General features: G+C 70.5%; 19 protein-coding genes. 11 read left to right on the top strand and 8 right to left on the bottom strand.

Annotation, left to right across the window (positions count from 1 at the left end):
* The first annotated feature begins 56 nt into the window (after positions 1-56).
* The 5 genes from ACWCQ1_RS13400 to ACWCQ1_RS13380 all read left to right on the top strand — a co-directional run bounded on the left by ACWCQ1_RS13400 (position 57) and on the right by ACWCQ1_RS13380 (position 7065).
* Entirely contained in the window at positions 57-983 is a 927-nt protein-coding gene (locus tag ACWCQ1_RS13400) for a DUF3027 domain-containing protein (protein WP_451026498.1), read from the top strand.
* Positions 984-1004: 21 nt separating this feature from the next.
* A complete protein-coding gene (locus ACWCQ1_RS13395; RefSeq protein WP_358592367.1) occupies positions 1005-1544 on the top strand; it encodes a hypothetical protein in 540 nt (179 codons plus the stop codon).
* Between the two features lie 106 nt (positions 1545-1650).
* The gene (locus ACWCQ1_RS13390; protein WP_451026497.1) at positions 1651-4833 is read left to right on the top strand and encodes a sacsin N-terminal ATP-binding-like domain-containing protein; all 3183 of its coding nucleotides are present in this window, start codon (positions 1651-1653) and stop codon (positions 4831-4833) included.
* Between the two features lie 196 nt (positions 4834-5029).
* Positions 5030-5950, top strand: a complete 921-nt coding sequence (locus ACWCQ1_RS13385) for a hypothetical protein (protein ID WP_451026496.1) — start codon at positions 5030-5032, stop codon at positions 5948-5950.
* Between the two features lie 182 nt (positions 5951-6132).
* Entirely contained in the window at positions 6133-7065 is a 933-nt protein-coding gene (locus tag ACWCQ1_RS13380) for a hypothetical protein (protein ID WP_358592375.1), read from the top strand.
* 12 nt (positions 7066-7077) lie between these two features.
* Here the strand turns inward: ACWCQ1_RS13380 and ACWCQ1_RS13375 are convergent, their stop codons facing one another.
* Together ACWCQ1_RS13375 and ACWCQ1_RS13370 are read right to left on the bottom strand one after the other, a co-directional pair.
* Positions 7078-9471, bottom strand: a complete 2394-nt coding sequence (locus tag ACWCQ1_RS13375) for an HAD-IC family P-type ATPase (RefSeq protein ID WP_451026495.1) — start codon at positions 9469-9471, stop codon at positions 7078-7080.
* Positions 9472-9592: 121 nt separating this feature from the next.
* Entirely contained in the window at positions 9593-9859 is a 267-nt protein-coding gene (locus ACWCQ1_RS13370; protein WP_133045626.1) for a DUF2530 domain-containing protein, read from the bottom strand.
* 112 nt (positions 9860-9971) lie between these two features.
* On the opposite strand from ACWCQ1_RS13370, the gene ACWCQ1_RS13365 reads away from it, so the two are divergent.
* Positions 9972-11426, top strand: a complete 1455-nt coding sequence (locus ACWCQ1_RS13365) for an NCS2 family permease (protein WP_358592379.1) — start codon at positions 9972-9974, stop codon at positions 11424-11426.
* Here the strand turns inward: ACWCQ1_RS13365 and ACWCQ1_RS13360 are convergent.
* Positions 11419-11601: a CopG family antitoxin gene (locus ACWCQ1_RS13360; RefSeq protein ID WP_133045624.1), complete on the bottom strand. Its 183-nt coding sequence runs from the start codon at positions 11599-11601 to the stop codon at positions 11419-11421. The genes ACWCQ1_RS13365 and ACWCQ1_RS13360 overlap by 8 nt on opposite strands.
* A gap of 151 nt (positions 11602-11752) precedes the next feature.
* Between ACWCQ1_RS13360 and ACWCQ1_RS13355 the strand changes: the two genes are divergently transcribed.
* Together ACWCQ1_RS13355 and ACWCQ1_RS13350 are read left to right on the top strand one after the other, a co-directional pair.
* Positions 11753-12190, top strand: a complete 438-nt coding sequence (locus ACWCQ1_RS13355) for a MarR family winged helix-turn-helix transcriptional regulator (protein ID WP_133045623.1) — start codon at positions 11753-11755, stop codon at positions 12188-12190.
* A gap of 88 nt (positions 12191-12278) precedes the next feature.
* Positions 12279-13634, top strand: a complete 1356-nt coding sequence (locus ACWCQ1_RS13350; RefSeq protein ID WP_133045622.1) for an MFS transporter — start codon at positions 12279-12281, stop codon at positions 13632-13634.
* Positions 13635-13643: 9 nt separating this feature from the next.
* Here ACWCQ1_RS13350 and ACWCQ1_RS13345 read toward each other — a convergent pair whose 3' ends face one another.
* Positions 13644-14231 (bottom strand): Uma2 family endonuclease, encoded by a 588-nt coding sequence (locus ACWCQ1_RS13345; protein ID WP_451026494.1) that lies wholly within the window; start codon positions 14229-14231, stop codon positions 13644-13646.
* A gap of 104 nt (positions 14232-14335) precedes the next feature.
* Between ACWCQ1_RS13345 and thpR the strand changes: the two genes are divergently transcribed.
* A complete protein-coding gene (thpR, locus tag ACWCQ1_RS13340) occupies positions 14336-14908 on the top strand; it encodes an RNA 2',3'-cyclic phosphodiesterase (protein ID WP_451026493.1) in 573 nt (190 codons plus the stop codon).
* Positions 14909-15043: 135 nt separating this feature from the next.
* Here thpR and ACWCQ1_RS13335 read toward each other — a convergent pair whose 3' ends face one another.
* The 4 genes from ACWCQ1_RS13335 to ACWCQ1_RS13320 all read right to left on the bottom strand — a co-directional run bounded on the left by ACWCQ1_RS13335 (position 15044) and on the right by ACWCQ1_RS13320 (position 18030).
* Positions 15044-16036 (bottom strand): aldo/keto reductase, encoded by a 993-nt coding sequence (locus tag ACWCQ1_RS13335; protein WP_358592387.1) that lies wholly within the window; start codon positions 16034-16036, stop codon positions 15044-15046.
* Between the two features lie 44 nt (positions 16037-16080).
* A complete protein-coding gene (locus ACWCQ1_RS13330) occupies positions 16081-16719 on the bottom strand; it encodes a maltokinase N-terminal cap-like domain-containing protein (RefSeq protein WP_358592389.1) in 639 nt (212 codons plus the stop codon).
* Between the two features lie 17 nt (positions 16720-16736).
* Positions 16737-17267, bottom strand: a complete 531-nt coding sequence (locus ACWCQ1_RS13325) for a Uma2 family endonuclease (RefSeq protein WP_358592392.1) — start codon at positions 17265-17267, stop codon at positions 16737-16739.
* Between the two features lie 88 nt (positions 17268-17355).
* Positions 17356-18030, bottom strand: a complete 675-nt coding sequence (locus ACWCQ1_RS13320) for a GDSL-type esterase/lipase family protein (protein ID WP_358592394.1) — start codon at positions 18028-18030, stop codon at positions 17356-17358.
* A 118-nt stretch (positions 18031-18148) separates the two neighbouring features.
* Here ACWCQ1_RS13320 and ACWCQ1_RS13315 point away from each other — a divergent pair, with 118 nt between their 5' ends.
* Both ACWCQ1_RS13315 and ACWCQ1_RS13310 read left to right on the top strand, forming a co-directional pair.
* Positions 18149-19123 carry a WD40 repeat domain-containing protein gene (locus ACWCQ1_RS13315; protein ID WP_358592396.1) on the top strand — a complete coding sequence of 325 codons (975 nt, stop codon included), beginning with the start codon at positions 18149-18151 and terminating at the stop codon, positions 19121-19123.
* A gap of 161 nt (positions 19124-19284) precedes the next feature.
* Positions 19285-20787 carry a cellulase family glycosylhydrolase gene (locus ACWCQ1_RS13310; protein WP_451026492.1) on the top strand — a complete coding sequence of 501 codons (1503 nt, stop codon included), beginning with the start codon at positions 19285-19287 and terminating at the stop codon, positions 20785-20787.
* The last annotated feature ends 26 nt before the right edge of the window (positions 20788-20813 follow it).

The raw sequence follows: 20813 nt of genomic DNA, 5'->3' as shown, positions 1-20813 counted from the left end.
CCGCCGCCTTCAGGGGCGGCGCACCCGAGTGACGGCGTAGGAGAGAAGCGATACCTGTGAGCGCAGCGACAACGCGAAGCCGCACCCCCGACCGCCTGTGTGCCGAGGCCGTCGACCTCGCCCGCTCCGCAGCCGAGGAGGCCGCCGCGCCCGGTGTGGTCGGAGAGCATGCGGGCGTGCAGAGCGAGGGCGACCGCGTTGTCACGCACTTCTTCGAGTGCAAGGAACTCGGGTACCGGGGCTGGCGCTGGGCCGTGACGGTCGCCCGCGCGTCCCGCGCGAAGATCGTGACCCTGGACGAGGTGGTGCTCCTCCCGGGCCCGGACGCCCTCCTCGCCCCGGAGTGGGTGCCGTGGAGCGAACGCCTGCGCCCCGGCGACATGGGCCCCGGCGACCTGCTCCCCACCGACGCGGAGGACCTCCGTCTGGAGCCGGGCTACGCCGGTGAGGACGAGCCGATGCCGAACGCCGCCGTCTCGGAGGAGATGGCCGAGCTGGTCGAGGCGGAGGACGCGGAGGTCACGGCCGGTACCCCCGCGAACCTGCCCGCCGCCCCGACCCGGGGCTCCATCGCAGCCGTCGCGGAGGAACTGGGCATGCGCCGGGCCCGGGTGCTGTCCCGCTACGGCCTGCACATCGCCGCGGACCGCTGGGAGGAGTCGTACGGCGCCAAGACGCCCATGGCGCAGGCGGCCCCCGCGACCTGCGTCAGCTGCGGCTTCCTCCAGCCGATCGGCGGCTCCCTGGGCCAGGCCTTCGGCGTCTGCGCCAACGAGTTCTCCCCGGCGGACGGCCATGTGGTGTCCCTGGCGTACGGCTGCGGGGGCCACTCGGAGGCGGCCGTCATGCCCAAGCCGCCCCAGCCGGCACCTCCGGTGATCGACGAGACCCGGGTCGACCCCTTCCCGCTGCGCCCGGCACCGGACTCGGGCTCGGTCCCGATCGTCCCCGACGAGGACACGGCGGAGCTGGGGCACTCCTAGCCCCCGCGCGGGCACTCACCGATGGCAAGGCTCTGGCTGCGCGGCGGAATGGACCCGGAGGCCCCGGAAGCGGTCGTGGTCGCCGTGGTGGTGGATCCGGCGGGGACCGCGGAGGAACGGGCTGTCGCCGCGCTCTTCTCCCACGCGTACGAGGGCGACGGCACCTTCCTGCTCGTGCGGACGGACGGCTGGGCCGAGCGGCGGATGGACGGTGACGTCCTGACCGTCGAGATCGTCGTCCACCGGGCCGTACTGGAGGCGCTGGGGATCGACCGGGCCGGATTCCCGGAGCGCCCGCTCGTCCGGCCGGAGGCGGTCCGGCTGCTGCGGGTGAGCGCTCCTGTCGCCGGGGGCCGGTACGAGCAGGCACTCGAGGTGACGGCCGTGCTGTCGGCACCGGCCGGGGCGACGCCCGAGCAGATCATGGCCGACCTTCGTTCCGGCGAGGCATGGCCGCTGATCCTGGCCCCGCCGCCCGCCTCCGCCACCGTCACCCTCGACAGCGCCGACACCCCATCGCTCGACCTGGATCTCGGCCCGTGTCCGCCGACGTCCGGTTGACCAGGGGGACTCCGGGCTCCGGCGGGGTCACCGGCCGACCGGCCCCCGGCGCGGAGCCGGGCCGTACGGCGGTACCTTCGTGCTCACGTCGACGAGGAGAGTGAACGTGAGCAAGTTCGTGCGGCCGGCCCCCGAGGGGGCGGACCCCTTCGGCACCGCCCGTCTGCGCCGCGGTGTGCTCGACGCCTGGGCCACCAGTCCCGCCCGTTTCCGTGAGGACGCCAACGCCGAGGAGGACCTCGTCCTCGGCGGCTACCGGGACCGTCTCGTCGTCGAGCTCGCCCAGAACGCGGCCGACGCGGCGGCCCGCGCCGGGGTGCCCGGCCGGCTCCGGCTGACGCTGCGCGACGGCGTCCTCGTCGCCGCCAACACCGGCGCCCCGCTCGACGCGGCCGGCGTCGAGTCCCTCGCCACCCTCCGGGCCTCCGCCAAGCGGGACACCGGGCAGGGCGCCGTGGGCCGGTTCGGTGTCGGCTTCGCGGCCGTCCTCGCCGTCACCGACGAGCCCGCGGTCGTCGGCCGGCACGGCGGTGTGCGCTGGTCACTGGCCGAGGCGCGCGAACTGGCCGCCGACACCGCACGGCACAGCCCCGGGCTCGGCGACGAGATCCGGCGCCGGGACGGGCACGTACCGCTGCTGCGGCTCCCGTTCGCCGCCGAGGGCTCGGCCCCCCACTCGTACGACACGGTCGTCATCCTGCCGTTGCGCGACCCCGCCGCCGCCGACCTCGCGGAGCGGCTGCTCGACGCCGTGGACGACGCGCTCCTCCTCGCCCTTCCCGGCCTGGCGGAGGTCGTCGTCGAGACGGACACCGTCCGCACATTGCGGCGCGGCACCGACGGGCCCTTCACGGTCGTGGAGGACTCGCGGGGCGGTACGACACGCTGGCGCACCGTCTCCGCGCACGGCACCCTCACCCCGGACCTTCTCGTCGACCGGCCGGTGGAGGAGCGGCTGCGTCCCCACTGGGCGGTCACCTGGGCGGTACCCGCCGACGCGGACGGCAGCCCGGTCCGCCCGCGCACCAGCCCCGTCGTCCACGCGCCGACCCCGAGCGACGAGCCCCTCGGCGTTCCCGCCCTCCTCATCGCCTCCTTCCCCCTCGACACCACCCGCCGCCACGCCGCGCCCGGCCCGCTGACCGACTTCCTCGTCCAGCGCGCCGCCGACTCCTACACCGAACTCCTCGCCTCCTGGCGGCCGGTGACCGAGGGCATCATCGGCCTCGTCCCCGGCCCGCTCGGCAAGGGCGAGCTGGACGGCGCCCTGCGCGCGGCCATCCTGGAGCGGCTCCCGCGGACGTCCTTCCTGCCCCCGGCGCTGGTCTCCGCCGAGGACGACACCGACCCGTCCGGCGCCCTGCGGCCCCGGACCGCCGAGCCCGGCGAGGACCAGGCGCCCGGCCTCGACCTCCCCGGTTCCCTGCGCCCCCGGGACGCCGAGATCGTCGAGGGCGCCGGGGCCGACACCGTGCGGGTGCTGGCCGAGGTGCTGCCCACCCTGCTGCCCGCCGGGCTCGAACGGCGGGCGGAGCTGCGGACGTTGGGTGTCGCCCGGGTGCCGCTGACGGACGCCGTGGACCGGCTCGCCGGGCTGGAGAAGGAGCCCGGCTGGTGGCGCCGGCTCTACGACAGCCTCGCCGGGGTCGACCCGGACCGGCTGTCCGGACTGCCCGTGCCGCTCGCCGACGGCCGTACGACCATCGGCCCCCGCCAGGTGCTGCTGCCCACCGCCGACGCGTCCCGGACCGACCCGGAGGTGCTGGCCCGGCTCGGTCTGAAGGTCGCCCACCCGGACGCGGCGCACCCGCTGCTGGAGAAGCTGGGCGCGCTGCCCGCGACGCCCCGCGCGGTGCTCACCACGCCCCAGGTCCGGGCGGCCGTCGCCGCCTCCCTGGACGACGAGGGCGGGCTGGACTGGGAGCAGGACACGCCGGACGCCGAGGAGTTGGCGGACACCGTGCTCGGGCTGGTGCGGGACGCCGGCCTTGAGCCAGGGGACGAGCCGTGGCTCGGCGCCCTCGCCCTTCCCGACGAGGACGGGGAGTTGGCCCCGGCCGGCGAACTGGTCTTCCCCGGCAGCCCCTTCCACCAGGTGATCCGCGAGGGCGAACTCGCCACGGTGGACGCCGAACTGGCCGACAAGTGGGGCCAGGAACCGCTCGCCGCCTGTGGCGTGCTGGCCGACTTCGCCCTCGTCCGGGCCACCGACGTGGTCCTCGACCCCGACGAACTGGAGCCGCGCGAAGGCGACTTCGCCGAGCCGGACGACGCGGGTCTGCTGGACGCCGTGGACGTGTGGGTCGAGGACGTCCTCGACCGCTTCCCGGACACCCCGGTACCGCCCGTCGCCACCGAGCTGATCGCCGTACGGGACCTGGACCTGGTGGACGACGACAAGTGGCCCCAGGCCCTGGCCCTGCTCTCCCGGCCGCCCCTGCGCGACGCGCTCACCCAGCCGGTCCGCGTCCTGCTCCCCGACGGCACGCACGAGGTCGTACGGCCGTACACGGCGTGGTGGCTGCGCGGTCACCCCGTGCTGGACGGCCGCCGCCCGGCGGGCCTGCTGGCGTCCGGCGGAGACCCGCTGCTGCGCGGCCTGTACGACGAGGCGGACGCGACGGGCTTCGAGGACGAGCAGGTGCTGCGGGCGCTGGGCGTACGGACGTCCGTCTCGGCGCTCCTGGACGAACCGGGCGGCGCCGCGGAGCTGCTGGACCGCCTCGCCGACCCGGACCGCCGGGTCACCGCGGCCCAACTGCACGCGCTGTACGGCGCGTTGGCGGACCTGGACCCCGACCGGGTGACCCTCCCCGACGAGCTGCGAGCCGTGGTGGACGGCCGGGTGACGGTCGTGGACGCCTCCGACGCGGTGGTCGTCGACTCCCCGGACCTGCTGCCCTTCACCGAGGGCGTCCCCCTGCTCCCGGTCCGCCCCTCCCGCGCCGCCGAACTGGCCGAACTCTTCCAGGTGCGGCGCCTGAGCGAGTCGGTGCCGGGCTCGGTGGACTCGGAGGGCACGGAACACGACGTACCGGACTCGGTACGGGTCCTGCTGGGCCCCCGCACCCCGGCGACGTACATCGAACACGACGAACTCGTCGTCGACGGCACCGAACTGGACTGGCGCCTCACCACCGACGGCACCCTCCACGCGGCCACCCTGGAGGGCGTGGCGGCAGGCCTCGCCTGGGCGGCGGGCCAGTGGCCGCGGCGCTTCGAGGTGGCGGCCCTCCTGGAGGACCCGTCGCGGACGGAGGAACTGGCGCGGGACCGCTGGTTCGACTGAGCGGACGAACCAGGCGGCGGTGTGCGGGGGTTGAACCATGATCTTAAAAATTTCCGCACACGTTGTTCACCTCCGTACAACCATTCCCACCCCTTGGTGGTCACATCACGTGAGTCAACAGACTCCCTGATCACTTCGGGCCCCTGACGGGACGGGGGACGTCACCGTCGGGGCCCCTCTCCCACATGGGGAACGCATGCGTATTCGTGCCACCGTGGCCGCCGTCACCGGCGCCATGGCCCTTTCCGCCTTCGTCGCGCCGGCCGCTCTCGCCGCCGACGGACCGAAGGTTCCCGCGGGTGTCGCCGCGGCCAACAAGGCCGCCCACTCCGCCACTTCCGGCAAGGCCGCCTTCAGCTCCGCCGCCGCCGACACCGGTACGCCGTACGCCCTGGACGCCACCTTCTCCAACGTGAAGGTCAACAAGGGCAAGAACATCGTCATCGGCACCACCGCCGTCGTGAAGTCGCCGGTCTCCTTCACGCTGACCCACGGCGCGGACGTCGACATCCACGCCGCCGACTTCTTCTCGGCCGTCGAGCTGTACCGCGGCGCGGACTTCGCGAACGAGGACGAGTGGATCGACAGCACGAACGCGAAGTGCACCGACACCTCGGCCACCGCCGCCAACTGCACCGCCACCATCGAGATCGACCCGGCGTGGCTGCTGAACACGGACGCCGGCAACTGGAAGGCCGGCGCCTTCGCGGTCGCGTTCAACGGTGAGGACCCGGACAACCCGAACCTGGACAACGTCGGTGTCGCGACGCAGGACAACGTCACGGCCACCAAGTTCCAGCGCCGCTCCACCCTCACGGTCAACGCCGCTCCGGAGCCGGTGAAGAAGGGCAAGACCATCACCGTCACCGGCAAGCTCTCCCGCGCCAACTGGGAGGACGGCCACTACCACGGCTACACCAACCAGCCGGTGAAGCTGCAGTTCCGCAAGAAGGGCTCCAGCACCTACACCACGCTGAAGACCATCAAGACCAACTCCACCGGCAACCTGAAGACCACTACGAAGGCCACGGTCGACGGTTACTTCCGCTACTCCTTCGCGGGCACCACGACGACCCCGGCGGTCAGCGCCACGGGTGACTTCGTCGACGTGAAGTAGGACCTCGCAGGGACACGGCGGCGCCGGACGGGGACCCCGGGCCGCCGTGTCCCCGTGTTGTGCAAGCTCTTCGTAATCCCCGCCCAAAATCCGCCGCGGACGTACAACTTCCCCCGACCGTCACGGATCTGATCGTTCGAGCCAACAGGCTCCTACGATCTCTTTCTCCACATGGGGAACACATGCGCATACGTGCCACTGTGGCCGCCGTCTCCGGCGCCCTGGCCATCTCCGCCTTCGCCCTGCCGGCCGCGCACGCCGCCGGCGCCGGCTCCTCGTACCGGGCCGATGTCGCGAAGGTCCGTGAGGCCGCCGTCGCCGCCTCCGGCAGGACGGCGTTCAGCACCGCCGCGGCCGACACCGACCCCCAGCCCTACCCGCTGGACGCCACCTTCTCCGCCGTCAAGATCAACGGTGGCAAGGCGATCGTGGTCGGCGCCACCGGCCACGTGAAGGTCCCGTTCACGTACACCATGAAGCACGGCGCCGACGTCGACATCACCGCGTCGGACTTCGCGACCGGCGCGTACGTCTTCAAGGGCGAAACCCAGTTCTTCGGTGACGACCCGGCCACCTGCACCGCCACCTCGTCGACCGTCGCCACGTGCAAGGGCGTCATCGACCTGTACCCGGCGGACGACGAGTCCGACATCGACCTCGCGAACTCCGCCGCGGGCGCGGTGAAGTCCGGTGTGCTGGCCATCGCGCTCAACGGCCAGAACCCGTCCAGCAGCGACTTCGACATCACCAAGGTCGGCCTGGCCGACCAGAGCCCCTTCGCCTCGCCCAACCTGCAGCGCCTGTCCAAGCTGACGGTCGACGCCGCCCCGGAGCCGGTGAAGAAGGGCAAGACCATCACCGTCACCGGCAAGCTGTCCCGGGCGAACTGGGACACCAACAAGTACGCCGGTTACGCCGGCCAGAAGGTGAAGCTGCAGTTCCGTAAGAAGGGCTCCAGCACCTACACCACCCTCAAGACCATCACCACGAGTTCGACGGGCACCCTGAAGACCACCACCAAGGCCACCGTCGACGGTTACTTCCGGTACGTGTTCGCGGGCACCGTGACCACCCCGGCGGTCAACGCCACGGGTGACTTCGTCGACGTCAGGTAAGCGGCACCGGTACTAGACGGGGAAGCGGCGGTCCACCCACCTCCACAGCACCTCCAGGGCGGCCGCCGCCACCACCGCGATGCCCACCGCGATCCACGGCATCGTCACGCCCACCAGCTTCAGTGCGAAGAAGTGCTGGAACGAGGGCACGATCAGGACGAACAGGAAGGCCACGCCCATCGCGGCGACCAGGGCCACGCGCCACCAGGTGTAGGGACGGGCGATGATCGCCAGGACCCACAGGGAGATCAGGAAGAGGGTCAGGGTCGCCGCGCTCGTCTCCGCGTCCAACTGGCCCGCACCCGTGTAGTGGTGACGGGCGATCAGGTACGTGACGAAGGTGGCCACCGCCGCCACCACCCCGCCCGGGATCGAGTACCGCATGACCCTGCGCACGAAGTGCGGTTTCGCCCGCTCCTTGTTGGGGGCCAGGGCGAGGAAGAAGGCCGGGACGCCGATGGTCAGCGTGGACAGCAGGGTCAGGTGGCGGGGGAGGAAGGGGTACTCGACCCGCCAGCAGACCACCATGACGGCCAGCAGGACCGAGTAGACCGTCTTCACGAGGAAGAGGGTCGCCACCCGGGTGATGTTGCCGATCACCCTGCGGCCCTCCGCAACCACCGACGGCAGCGTCGCGAAGCTGTTGTTGAGCAGGACGATCTGCGCCACCGCCCGGGTGGCCTCCGAGCCCGAGCCCATCGAGACGCCGATGTCCGCGTCCTTCAGGGCCAGTACGTCGTTCACGCCGTCCCCGGTCATCGCGACCGTGTGCCCCCGGGACTTCAGCGCCCCCACCATCTCGCGCTTCTGCTGCGGGGTGACCCGGCCGAAGACCGTGCCGTCGTCCAGGGCCTTCGCCATCTCCTCCCGCTCGGAGGGGAGGCGGCGGGCGTCCACCGTCGTGCCGGTCAGGCCCAGCTTCGCCGCCACCGCGCCCACCGACACCGCGTTGTCACCGGAGATGACCTTGGCGTGGACGTCCTGCTCGGTGAAGTAGCGCAGGGTGTCGGCCGCGTCCGGGCGCAGCCGCTGCTCCAGCACGACCAGGGCGGTGGGGCGGGCGCCCCGGGCCGGCTCGGCGTCGTCCAGTCCGCGGGAGGAGCGGGCCAGCAGCAGGACCCGTAGGCCCTGTTCGTTGAGGCGTTCGGTCTCCAGGAGGGCGGGATCGTCCGCGCCGAGCAGGACGTCCGGCGCCCCCAGCAGCCAGGTGCTCCTCTCGCCGTCGCCCTCGTCGAAGGTGGCGCCGCTGTACTTGCGGGCGGAGGAAAAGGGCAGTGCCCCGGTGCAGCGCCAGTCCTCGACGTCCGGGTAGGCGTCGATGATCGCCTGGAGGGAGGCGTTGGGCCGCGGGTCCGCCTCGCCGAGGGCGCCGAGCACCTTGCGGACGTACGACTCGTCCGCGCCCTGCAGCGGCCTGAGCTCGGTGACGTCCATGCCGCCCTCGGTGAGGGTGCCGGTCTTGTCGAGGCACACGGTGTCGATGCGGGCGAGGCCCTCGATGGCGGGGAGTTCCTGCACCAGGCACTGTTTCCGGCCAAGGCGGATCACGCCTATCGCGAAGGCCACGGAGGTCAGCAGGACCAGGCCCTCGGGGACCATCGGGACGATGCCGCCGACCGTGCGCGCGATCGAGTCCTTGAGGCCGTGCTGTTTGACGAACAGCTGGCTGATCACCAGGCCGATCGCGGTCGGGATCATCATCCACGTGACGTACTTGAGGATGGTGGAGATGCCGGAGCGCAGTTCGGAGTGGACCAGGGTGAAGCGCGAGGCCTCCTCGGCGAGTTGGGCGGCGTAGGCCTCGCGGCCCACCTTGGTCGCCTGGAACGCGCCACCGCCGGCGACGACGAAACTGCCGGACATGATGCGGTCGCCGGGCCGCTTGACCACCGGGTCGGCCTCACCGGTCAGCAGCGACTCGTCGATCTCCAGCCCGTCGGCCTCGACGCACACCCCGTCGACCACGGCCTTGTCGCCGGGTCCGATCTCGATCAGGTCGTCCAGCACGATCTGCGCCGTGCCGACCTCGCCGGCCACCCCGTCCCGCCGTACCGTCGGCCGGGCCTCCCCGATCACCGCGAGCGAGTCCAGGGTCCGCTTGGCCCGCCACTCCTGGATGATCCCGATCCCGGTGTTGGCGAGGATCACGTACCCGAACAGGCTGTCCTGGAAGGGCGCGACGAACAGCATGATCAGCCAGAGCACACCGATGATCGCGTTGAACCGGGTGAAGACGTTCGCCCGGACGATCTCGCCCATCGACCGGCTGCTGCGCACCGGTACGTCGTTGACCTGCCCGCGCGCCACCCGCTCGGCGACCTCGGCCGCGGTCAGTCCGCGGGTCGCCACCGGCAGGGGTACGGGGTGCACAGGATCGAGTTCGGCGCCCGCGTCGATGTGTGCCATGCATTCGACGGTACGTGCGGTTTTGGGCCTTCACCCGCCGAGCGACCGAAAGATCCGACCACGGGAGGAGCCGACTCGTGCGGTGGTTGTAGGGCCCGGCCGCCGGTCTCTTCCGCAGGGCCTAGTCGGCCGGCTCCGCCTTCGGTGCCGCCGAGCGCTTGATCGCCGCGTCCCGCTTCCGGACGAACCAGACGCCGTACAGCCCGAGGACCCCTCCGGTGAGGCAGGTCCACAGCCACCAGGTGTGCCCGTGGTCGTCGAACCAGCCGTAGAACGGCAGCTGCACCAGGAAGAGGACGAACCAGAGGATCGTGCCGCCGGTGATGGTGGCGACGACGGGGCCCTCCAGGGGCTCCGGCGCCTCGTGCTGCGGGGTCCACTTCGCCATGGGGCCCAGCTTACGAGGTGATCAGGTCTACGCGCGGAGATAGCATCCCAGTGTTCATATGTTCATACTGAAACGGTTTCCGTCTGTCCGTATCTGCTCGTAGGAACCTCCAATGTCCAGCTCGGCCCCCACCAAGGTCCCCGCACCCCCCGACCAGCCCGGGGCCCTGCCCGCGTCCGGTGCGCTCGACCGCTACTTCAAGATCTCCGAGCGGGGCAGCACGCTTCCCCGGGAGATCCGTGGCGGCTTCGCCACCTTCTTCGCGATGGCCTACATCATCGTGCTCAACCCGATCATCCTGGGCAGCGCGAAGGACATGTACGGGCACCACCTGGCGGGCGGCCAGCTGGTGACGGCCACGACCGTGACGGCGGCGTTCACCACGCTGCTGATGGGCGTCATCGGCAACGTGCCGATCGCGCTCGCGGCCGGCCTCGGCGTGAACTCGGTCGTCGCGCTCCAGCTCGCGCCCCGGATGTCCTGGCCGGACGCGATGGGCATGGTCGTCCTCGCCGGTTTCGTGGTGATGCTGCTCGTCGCCACCGGACTGCGCGAGCGCGTGATGAACGCCGTGCCCTACAGCCTGCGCAAGGCGATCTCCATCGGTATCGGCCTGTTCATCATGCTGATCGGGCTCGTCGACTCCGGTTTCGTCACCCGTATCCCGGACGCCGCCCAGACCACCGTCCCGCTCCAGCTCGGCGCCGACGGTCACCTCAACGGCTGGCCGGTGCTGGTCTTCATCCTGGGCGCGCTGCTGACCCTCGCGCTGATCGTCCGCAAGGTCTCCGGCGCGATCCTGATCTCCATCGTCACGATGACCGTCCTCGCGGTGATCATCGACGCGGTCGCGAACGTCCCGTCCTGGGGCCTGACCACCCCGAAGTGGCCCGGAAACCCGGTCGCCACCCCGGACTTCGGCCTGATCGGCAAGGTCAGCCTCTTCGGCGGGTTCTCCCACGTGGGTGTGCTGACCGGCGTGCTGTTCGTCTTCACCGTCCTGCTGTCGTGCTTCTTCGACGCGATGGGCACGATCATGGGTGTCAGCGACGAGGCCAAGCTGACCAACGCCAACGGCGAGATGCCCGGCATCAACAAGGTGCTGTTCGTGGACGGCATCGCGGTCGCCGCCGGCGGTGCCAGCTCCTCCTCGGCCACCACCTGCTTCGTGGAGTCCACGGCCGGCGTCGGCGAAGGGGCCCGTACCGGCTTCGCGAACGTCGTCACCGGCGCGCTGTTCGCCGTGGCGCTGTTCCTGACCCCCGTCGCCACCATGGTCCCCTCCCAGGCGGCCACCCCGGCGCTGCTCGCGGTCGGCTTCCTGATCCTCGCCGGATCGGTCAAGGAGATCGACTGGGCCGACTACACGCTCGCGATCCCGGCCTTCGTGACGATGGTGATGATGCCCTTCACCTACTCGATCACCAACGGCATCGGCATGGGCTTCATCACCTTCGCCGTCCTGCGGCTGGCGGCCGGCCGGGGCCGGGAGGTCCCGGTGCCGATGTACGTCGTCGCGGCGGTGTTCGGCTTCTACTACCTGATGCCGGCCCTCGGGCTCACGTGACCCCGTAGAACCTCTCGGTCTCGTCGACGGCGGTCTGGAACCGCTCGTCGAAGTCATCACGAATGAGCGTCCGGACGACATAGTCCTGGACGCTCATTCCCCTTTTGGACGCGTGGTCCCTGAGCCGCTCCAGCAGCTCCCGGTCTATTCGCAGGCTGAGCACTTCTGTCCCCATGGGACGAGGGTCGCTGGCGGGTTCCGTCGAGCGGTCACTTTCCGGCGTCGTCTCACTCGTACGGGTGAAGCTCTCGTTTCAGTGGCCAGGGTCACGGGAATCGGCCTGCGCGCCAGCTTGTTTAGCGAGAGTAATGAGTTACGCTAAAGAGATGCCGGACCTCACCCATGGCGACGACGCTGCCGCCGTGAACGCCCTTCGCTCCGCCGTCATGCGGCTGTCCCGTCGACTCAAGCACCAGCGCGTCGACGAGTCGCTGAGCCCCACCGAGATGTCGGTGCTGGGCACCCTGTCGAACTGCGGCAGTGCCACGCCGGGCGAGCTCGCCCGCAAGGAGCACGTGCAGCCGCCGTCGATGACCCGCATCGTCGCGCTGCTGGAGGCCAAGGGACTGGTCCGGCTGGAGCCGCACCCCGAGGACCGGCGCCAGAAGGTCGTCACCAAGACCGAGCAGGCCGAGGCCATGCTCGTGGAGAGCCGCGCCAAGCGGAACGCGTTCCTGGCGGGCCTCGTCGAGGGCCTGGACGAGGACGAGTGGGCCAAACTGCGCGCCGCCGCCCCCGTGCTGGAGAAGCTCGCACATCTGTAAGCAGCAGTACGTCGCACGCGAGTGAGCCGGAGGGGAGCGCCTGGAGCTCCCCGGAGGCGAACGAGCAATGAAAGAGGAGGTGAACCCTTTGAGTACGGGACCCGGAGCAGAATCCGCCCCCGCACCGACCACCCCCCACACCTCCCCGCCCGCCCCCGCATCCCCCCGTAAGTCCTCGATGTTCAGCTCGCTGAAGATCCGCAACTACCGGCTCTTCTTCGCCGGCCAGGTCGTCTCGAACATCGGCACCTGGATGCAGCGCATCGCCCAGGACTGGCTGGTCCTCAGCCTCACCGGCTCCGCGACCGCCGTCGGCGTGACCACCGCCCTGCAGTTCCTGCCGATGCTGCTCTTCGGTCTCTACGGCGGTGTCCTCGTCGACCGGCTGCCCAAGCGCCCCGCGCTGCTGTTCACCCAGTCCGCGATGGCCCTGACCGGGATCGCGCTGGCGCTGCTCACGCTCTCCGGCCATGTCCAGGTCTGGCACGTCTACCTCGCCGCGTTCGCCGTCGGTCTCGCCACGGTCGTCGACAACCCGGCCCGGCAGTCCTTCGTCTCCGAGATGGTCGGCCCGGACCAGCTGCAGAACGCGGTCAGCCTGAACTCCGCCAACTTCCAGTCCGCGCGCCTCGTCGGCCCCGCCGTCGCCGGCGTGATGATCACCGGCGTGGGCACCGGCTGGGCGTTCCTCTTCAACGGGCTGTCGTTCGCCGCGCCGATCGCGGGCCTGCTGCTGATGCGGGCCCGCGAGCTGCACCCCGTCCGGCGCGCCCCGCGCGGGAAGGGCCAGCTGCGGGAGGGCCTGCGGTACGTGGCCGGGCGCCCCGACCTGATCTGGACCATCGTCCTGATCGGGTTCATCGGCACCTTCGGCTTCAACTTCCCGGTGTACCTGTCGGCCTTCGCGGACGACGTCTTCCACGCCGGAGCCGGTTCCTACAGCGCCTTCAACACGCTGATGGCGGTCGGCTCCCTGGTCGGCGCCCTGCTCGCGGCCCGGCGCGGCACCGCCCGGATGCGGGTGATGATCGCCGCGGCGGTGGCCTTCGGCGCGCTGGAGCTGGTGGCGGCCGCGGCGCCCTCGCTGTGGCTCTTCGCCCTGATCATGGTGCCGATCGGCATGTTCGGCATGACGGTCAACGTCACCGCCAACACCACGGTCCAGATGGGCACCGATCCGGCCATGCGCGGCCGGGTGATGTCGCTCTACATGATGGTGTTCATGGGCGGCACCCCGATCGGCGCGCCCATCGCCGGCTGGATCACCGACGCCTACGGCGTCCGGGCGGGTCTGGCGGTCGGCGGCGCGATCGCGGCGGGCGCGGCGCTCGTCGTCGGCCTGGTCCTGGCCCGCGTCGGCAACCTCCGCCTCACCCTCGGCTGGCACCGGGGCCACCCGGTCGTCCGGTTCGTGCCGCGCGAGGAACTGGCGGCGGCTGCGTGAGACGCGGGGTCAGTCGCGGGGGAACTCGTCGGTCTTGAGGACCAGGCCGACCGGGGTGCCGGTCAGGTCGACGTCCTCACCGAAGGGGAAGCTGACGTCGCTGTGGTACTTGCCGTCCTTGGGCAGGGTGTGCAGGTGCCACTCGCCGGTGTACGGGTCCACGATCAGGTACACCGGCACCTCGGCAGCGGCGTAGACGTCCTTCTTCGGGCCGTAGTCGTTGCCCGCCGTGTCCTTGGAGACGACCTCGACGACGAACTCGACGTCCTGATAGCACCAGCGGCCCTTGCCGTCCCTCACCGACCGTTCGGCCATGGCCGCCAGGTCACAGGCGAAACCGTTCAGATGCCCGGGGAAGTCGATCCGCACGTCCGAGGCCAGACGCTTCTGCGAGTACTTTGCGTCCAGCTGCTTCGCGATGCCGAAGATGATCTCCCAGTGGTTCTGCCGCTGCGGTGACATGAAGATGTTTCCCCCGACGATCTCGATCTTCGTTCCCTCGGGGATGGGCATCTTCTCGAGGTGTTCGAACAAGACGTCCAGAGTCAGCTCGCCGCGCTCCTCGGCCATCTCGATCCTGTCTTCAAGAACGGTCACGGTCGCGCTCCTCCCCGGCTGCCGCTCGGTCACGGACAGCCGCGCAGTACAACGATACGTACGGTGACCGGGTCACGCAGGGACATGGCGGCGAGACTGGCCCCATGAGACTCTTCGCCGCCGTGCTGCCCCCCGAGATCGTCACAGGTGAACTGGCCGCAGCGGTGGACGAGTTGCGGAAGCTGCCGGGCGGGGAAGGCCTGCGCTGGACCGGGCGGCCGGGGTGGCACTTCACCCTGGCCTTCTACGGCGAGGTCGACGACGACGTCGTACCGGATCTGTCGGATCGGCTGGAGAGGGCGGCCCGGCGGTCGGCCGCCTTCGCGCTGGCGCTGCGGGGCGGCGGGCAGTTCGGGCACGGGCGCGTGCTGTGGGCGGGGGCCGAGGGCCAGACACAGGAGCTGCGGCTGCTGGCGGACCGGGCGGAGGCGGCCGGGCGCAAGGCCGGAGTCGACATGGGGGAGCACCGGCGCTACAAGCCTCATCTGACGGTCGCGCGGGGCCGGGACGCGAGGGACGTACGGCCGTATCTGACGGCCCTGTCGGACTTCACGAGCCGCACCTGGACGGTCTCCGAACTCGTGCTGGTGCGCAGCAACCTGCCGACCTCCGGCGTCCCGGGCGAGCAGCCCCGTTACGAGGCGGTCGCCCGCTGGGCGCTCGGAGGGGCCGGTTAGGCTCGGGTACGTGGACCCGAAGACCCGGAACCGGATCATGGCCGGTGTGCTCGTGCTGTTGTTCGTGGTGGTGGCGTTGGCGGCGGCGCTCGGGAAGTAGCCGAGCCGACCGCCGCCGTCACACCGCCGTGCCGCCTACCAGGCGAAGGCCTCCGGGGAGGGGCCCGGGCCGGGGAAGATCTCGTCGAGACCGGCCAGCAGCTCCTCGCTCAGTTCCAGTTCGACGGCGGTGATCGCCGACGCCAGCTGTTCGGCCGTGCGCGGGCCGACGATCGGGCCGGTCACCCCGGGGCGGGTGAGCAGCCAGGCGAGAGCGGCCTCACCCGGCTCGACGCCGTGCTTGTCCAGCAGGTCCTCGTACGCCTGGATCTGCGCGCGGATGGTGGTGTTGGCGAGGGAGTCCGCGGCCCGGCCGCTCGCCCGGCGTCCGCCCTCGACCTCCTTCTTGATCACACCGCCCAGCAGACCGCCGTGCAGCGGCGACCAGGGGATGACCCCGAGCCCGTACTCCTGCGCGGCCGGGATGACCTCCATCTCGGCGCGGCGCTCGGCGAGGTTGTAGAGGCACTGCTCGCTGACGAGGCCGATGGTGCCGCCGCGCCGGGCGGCGATCTCGTTGGCCTGGGCGATCTTGTAGCCGGGGAAGTTCGAGGACCCGACGTAGAGGATCTTGCCCTGGGTGACCAGGGTGTCGATCGCCTGCCAGATCTCCTCGAAGGGGGTGGCACGGTCGACGTGGTGGAACTGGTAGACGTCGATGTAGTCCGTCTGGAGCCGCTTGAGGCTCGCGTCCACCGCCCGCCGGATGTTGACGGCGGAGAGCTTGTCGTGGTTGGGCCACGACTCGCCGTCGGCGGCCATGTTGCCGTACACCTTGGTGGCGAGGACGACCTTGTCGCGCCGCTCGCCGCCCTTGGCGAACCAGTTGCCGATGATCGATTCGGTACGGCCCTTGTTCTCGCCCCAGCCGTACACGTTCGCCGTGTCGAAGAAGTTGATGCCGGCGTCCAGCGCCGCGTCCATGATCGCGTGGCTGTCGGCCTCGTCCGTCTGCGGTCCGAAGTTCATCGTGCCGAGGACGAGTCGGCTGACCTTGAGTCCCGTGCGTCCGAGCTGCGTGTACTTCATGACCACCTAGCCAACGGCGTGGAGTGCGCTCTAGGCAAGGTTCTTCAGGAGACCGGCTTCAGGAACGCGAACACGTCCCGGGCGCGGGTGCCGTCCGGGGACTGCCAGGCGCCGATGACATGACCGGTGGCTTTCTCGGGGGCGGTGTCCGGGGCGGTGGGGCGCAGGATCCGGCGGAGGTGGAGGGCTTCGCCGAGGGTGGTGCCGTCCTGGTGGTCGGTGACGGGGACGGGCCAGTCGGGGGAGGGGAGGCCGGCGCCCGTGAAGGAGCGGGTGACCTCGTGGTCGGGGGTGTCGGTGACGCTCTGGGCCTGGGCCTGGACGCGGCCCTCGATCAGCGCGAGGAGCTGGGCGTACAGCACCGGGTCGTGACAGCCGTCGTAGGCCCAGCGGGGGCCCAGGACGCCGTGCTCCATGGTGCCGACGAGGGCGTCCTCGGCGCCGGGGAGAGGGGCGCCGCGGTAGGTGAGGGGCACGTGGTAGGCGGTCGGCTCGGGGCCGGAGCCGTCGACGACCACCATGAACTCGATCCCGACCTCACCCTCCGGATCGTCCAGCCGGAACCCGCCGGCCCTGCTCAGCTCCGGAGTCCCGTTTCCCACGTACCACGGCCGGGTCGGCAGCCAGTCGGTGAGCAGTTCCAGCTTGGTGGGCTTGACGGTGGTGTTGTGGATGATCGCCATGGACCGGATTCTGTCAGTCAGTCCCGGGGGAACTCATCCGTTTTCAGGGTGAGGCCGAGGGGGGTGGTGGTCATGTCGACGTCCGTTCCGAACGTGACGGACAGCTCGGTGAGGTACTCGCCGTTCTTGGGCTGGGTGTAGACGTGGCACTTGCCCTGGTACGGATCGACGATGAGATAGACGGGGATCTCGGCAAGGGCGTACGTGGACTTCTTGGGGCCGTAGTACCAGCCCCCTTGAGGCGTCTGTACGGCCTTGTCCCGCAGCTTGGCCACATCCGGAGCCAGCCCGTTGAGCACGCCGGGGAAGTCGATGCGCACATCCGAGGCGATCTTGGCGTGCATGCCGAAAAGGTCTTCAAGTGCCCGGACGATCCTCCGGATGATCTGCCAATGCGCATTCCGCTGCGGTGACATGAAGACGGTCCCCTCGACGATCTCGACCTTGTAGCCCTCGGGGGTGGTCCGCTCAAGCGACTCGAACAGTTCGTCCAGAGTCAGCTCACCGCTGTCGTCGGCCATCTCGATCCTGTCTTCAAGGACGGTCATCGTGGCGCTCCTCCGGCTGCCCCATGGACGAGTACAGCCACGCAGTACAACGATACGCACGGTGACCGCGTCACGGTCCCGGTCGGCGCTACTCCGCGTAGGGGTCTCCGATGTCCCACGCCTGGTGCATGGCGTCGGCGAAGGCCGCCGCGATCTTGTGTTCGCCGCTCGCGTTCGGGTGGGTGCCGTCGTAGGTGTCGAGGTGGATGTCGTACGAGGACGGGGGCGAGACCAGGAGGAGGGGGGAGCGGGGCTCGTCCAGGTCCGCGAGGGTCTTGGCCAGCAGCTCGTTGAAGAGGGTCACCTGAGCCGCGAACGGCTCGTCGGCGGTCGCGCGGATGTTCGGGATCACCGGCAGGACGGCCATCCGGACCCGGGGGCCGGCCGACCTCGCCTCCTCGACGAAGGCCCGCACGTTGTCCGCCGTCTGCACCGCGTTCGTGTAGAAGCCCAGGTCGATCAGGCCGAGCGAGACCAGCAGCACATCCGCCCGGTGCGTACGGACCGCCTCGCCGATCAGCGGAGCCATGTGCACCCAGCCCTCACCCCAGCCGGCCAGATGGGCGCGCGGGAAGTCGGGGTCCGCGTACTCGTACGACGTCGGCGCGTCCGTCGCCTTGTCGTGCAGCGTCTCGCGCGGACCGACCAGGGCGAACGGGCCGTCGTACGTCTCGCGCAGGTGCTGCCACATGCGGTACCGCCAGGTGTGTTCGCCCGCGCTCCCGATCGTCATGGAGTCGCCGACCGGCATGAACCTAAGCATCCGCTCATGATGGACGATCAGGGTGGGAGCAAGCGGACGGTCGGGGTGTGAGGCCCGCCACGGTGGGCGCGAGGGGCGTGCCCGGTGAACCGGCCCCCGGGATGGCAGGCTTGGGGACATGCGCCGACCGTTCGCTCTTCTCGCCGGGGTCCTGCTCGTGGGCGTCTTCGCCGTGCCCGCCTCCGCCGCCGACGGCAAGGGGGACAAGGGGTTCACCATCACGGACCCGCGCATCAAGGAGTCCAGCGGGCTCGCCGCCTCCCATCTCCACCCCGGCATCTACTGGACCCACAACGACAGCAGCGACGGGCCGTACATCTACGCCGTCGACAGCGCGACCGGCAGGACGGTCGCCCGGATCACCCTCAGCGGGGTCGGCCGGCCGCGTGACGTCGAGGCCATCTCCATCGGCCCGGACAATCAGATCTACGTCGGTGACATCGGGGACAACCTCGGCGGCAAATGGCCGTACGTGTGGATCTACCGGCTGCCCGAGCCGAAGAAGCTCGTCGACCAGACGATCAAGGCCACGCAGTACGTGGTGAAGTACTCGGACGGGGCGCGCAACGCCGAGTCGCTGGTCGTCGACCCGAAGACCGGCCGCGCGTACATCATCGACAAGAACGAGAACGGCGGGCATCTCTACGAAGGCCCCGCCAAGCTCTCCTCCTCGGGCAGCAACATCTTCCGGCCCGTCGCCCCCGTCGACCTGTGGGCCACCGACGCGGCCATCTCCCCGAACGGCAGACAGCTCGCCGTGCGCGGCTACTTCGGCGGGATCTACTACGCCTGGAACGGCGGGAAGATCAAGCGCGAGGGCCGGCTGGACGTGCCGTTGCAGGGCCAGGGCGAGTCCGTCAGCTACTCCCCGGACGGCACCAAGCTCCTGTACGGCAGCGAGGGCGAGGACAGCCCCGTGCAGGCCGAGGACGTACCGGGCGACGACTCCAAGTCACCGGCCGCGGGCGGGAGTTCGGACGCGTCCGGGTCGAGCGGCGGGGGCATCGGCGGCAACGTCAAGATCGGCGCGCTCGCCGTGGTGGTCGCGGCGGCGGCCGTGTTCGGGATCCGGCGACTGGGCCGGCGTCGCTAGGGCCTGTCTGACCATTCCCAGGGTGCGCGGGGTTCCGGCGTGCGGGCCGCGCCGCCCTTTCTATTGACGCGAGCATGACCTATCGGTTTGCTGGGTGGTGCGCGGAACGTGGGAGCGCTCCCACCGGTTCCGGGTCCGCGCCCACCCGAAAGGAACCAGGCATGTTCCGCAAGCTGCGAAGAGTGCTGTGCGCCGTCGCCGCGGCGCTGGTGCTGCCGCTGGCCGGCGTCCACACGGCGGACGCGGCCGACGCACCCGGGGCCGGCTACTGGCACACCAGCGGCCGGCAGATCCTCGACGCCGCCGGGCAGCCCGTCCGGATCGCCGGCATCAACTGGTTCGGCTTCGAGACCGGCAACCACGTCGTCCACGGCCTGTGGTCCCGCGACTACAAGTCCATGATCGACCAGATGAGGTCGCTGGGGTACAACACCATCCGGCTGCCCTACAGCGACGAGACCCTGAAGAGCGGGACCGTCCCCAACAGCATCGACTTCAGCGGCGGGAAGAACGCCGACCTGCAGGGGCTCGACTCCCTTCAGGTCATGGACCGGATCGTGGCGTACGCCGGCCAGGACGGCCTCAAGGTGATCCTCGACCGGCACCGGCCCGACTCGGCAGGGCAGTCGGCGCTCTGGTACACCTCGTCCGTCCCGGAGTCGACGTGGATCGCCGACCTGAAGGCCCTCGCGGCCCGTTACCGGGGCCAGGACACCGTCATCGGCATCGACCTGCACAACGAGCCGCACGATCCGGCCTGTTGGGGCTGCGGCGACACGACGGTCGACTGGCGGCTGGCCGCGGAGCGGGCCGGGAACGCCGTGCTGTCCGTCAACCCGGACCTGCTGGTCTTCGTCGAGGGCGTGCAGACGTACAACGGGGTCTCCGGCTGGTGGGGCGGCAACCTGATGGGGGTGGCCCAGTACCCGGTACGGCTGAACGTCGCGAACCGGGTCGTGTACTCGGCCCACGACTACGCCACCAGCGTCGCCCAGCAGTCCTGGTTCAGTGATCCTTCCTTCCCCGCCAACATGCCGGGGGTCTGGGACAAGTACTGGGGTTACCTCTTCAAGCAGAACATCGCGCCCGTGTGGGTGGGTGAGTTCGGCACGACGCTCGCCTCGACGACGGACCAGAAGTGGCTGGCGGCGCTGGTGAGTTACCTGCGACCGACGTCCACCTACGGAGCGGACAGCATCTCGTGGACCTTCTGGTCGTGGAATCCCAACTCCGGTGACACGGGCGGGATCCTGAAGGACGACTGGCAGACGGTCGACACCGTGAAGGACGGGTACCTGGCGAGCATCAAGGCGCCGCTGTTTCCGGGCACGGGCGGGGGAAGCGGCGGCGGTGGCGGGAGCACGGCCTCCTGCTCGGCCGCCTACTCCGTCAGCAGTGACTGGGGCGGCGGGTTCAACGCGGAGGTGAAGGTGACCAACACCGGTGCCAAGGCGATCAGTTCATGGAAAGTGACCTGGACCTGGAGCGGTTCCCAGCAGGTCACGTCCATGTGGAACGCGTCGTACACCCAGAGCGGGGCGACGGTGACCGCTGTGAACGCCGCTCACAACGGGAGTGTGCCGCCGGGGAGTTCGGTGAGCTTCGGGTTCGGCGGCGCGCCGGGTGGGGGTGGGGCGCCGAGCGTGAGCTGTACGGCGGCCTGAGCAAGGGGCGCCCGGCACGCTCGCCG

This window comes from Streptomyces sp. NPDC002144 (genome assembly GCF_053593695.1).
This window is presented reverse-complemented; position numbering and strand designations above follow the sequence as displayed.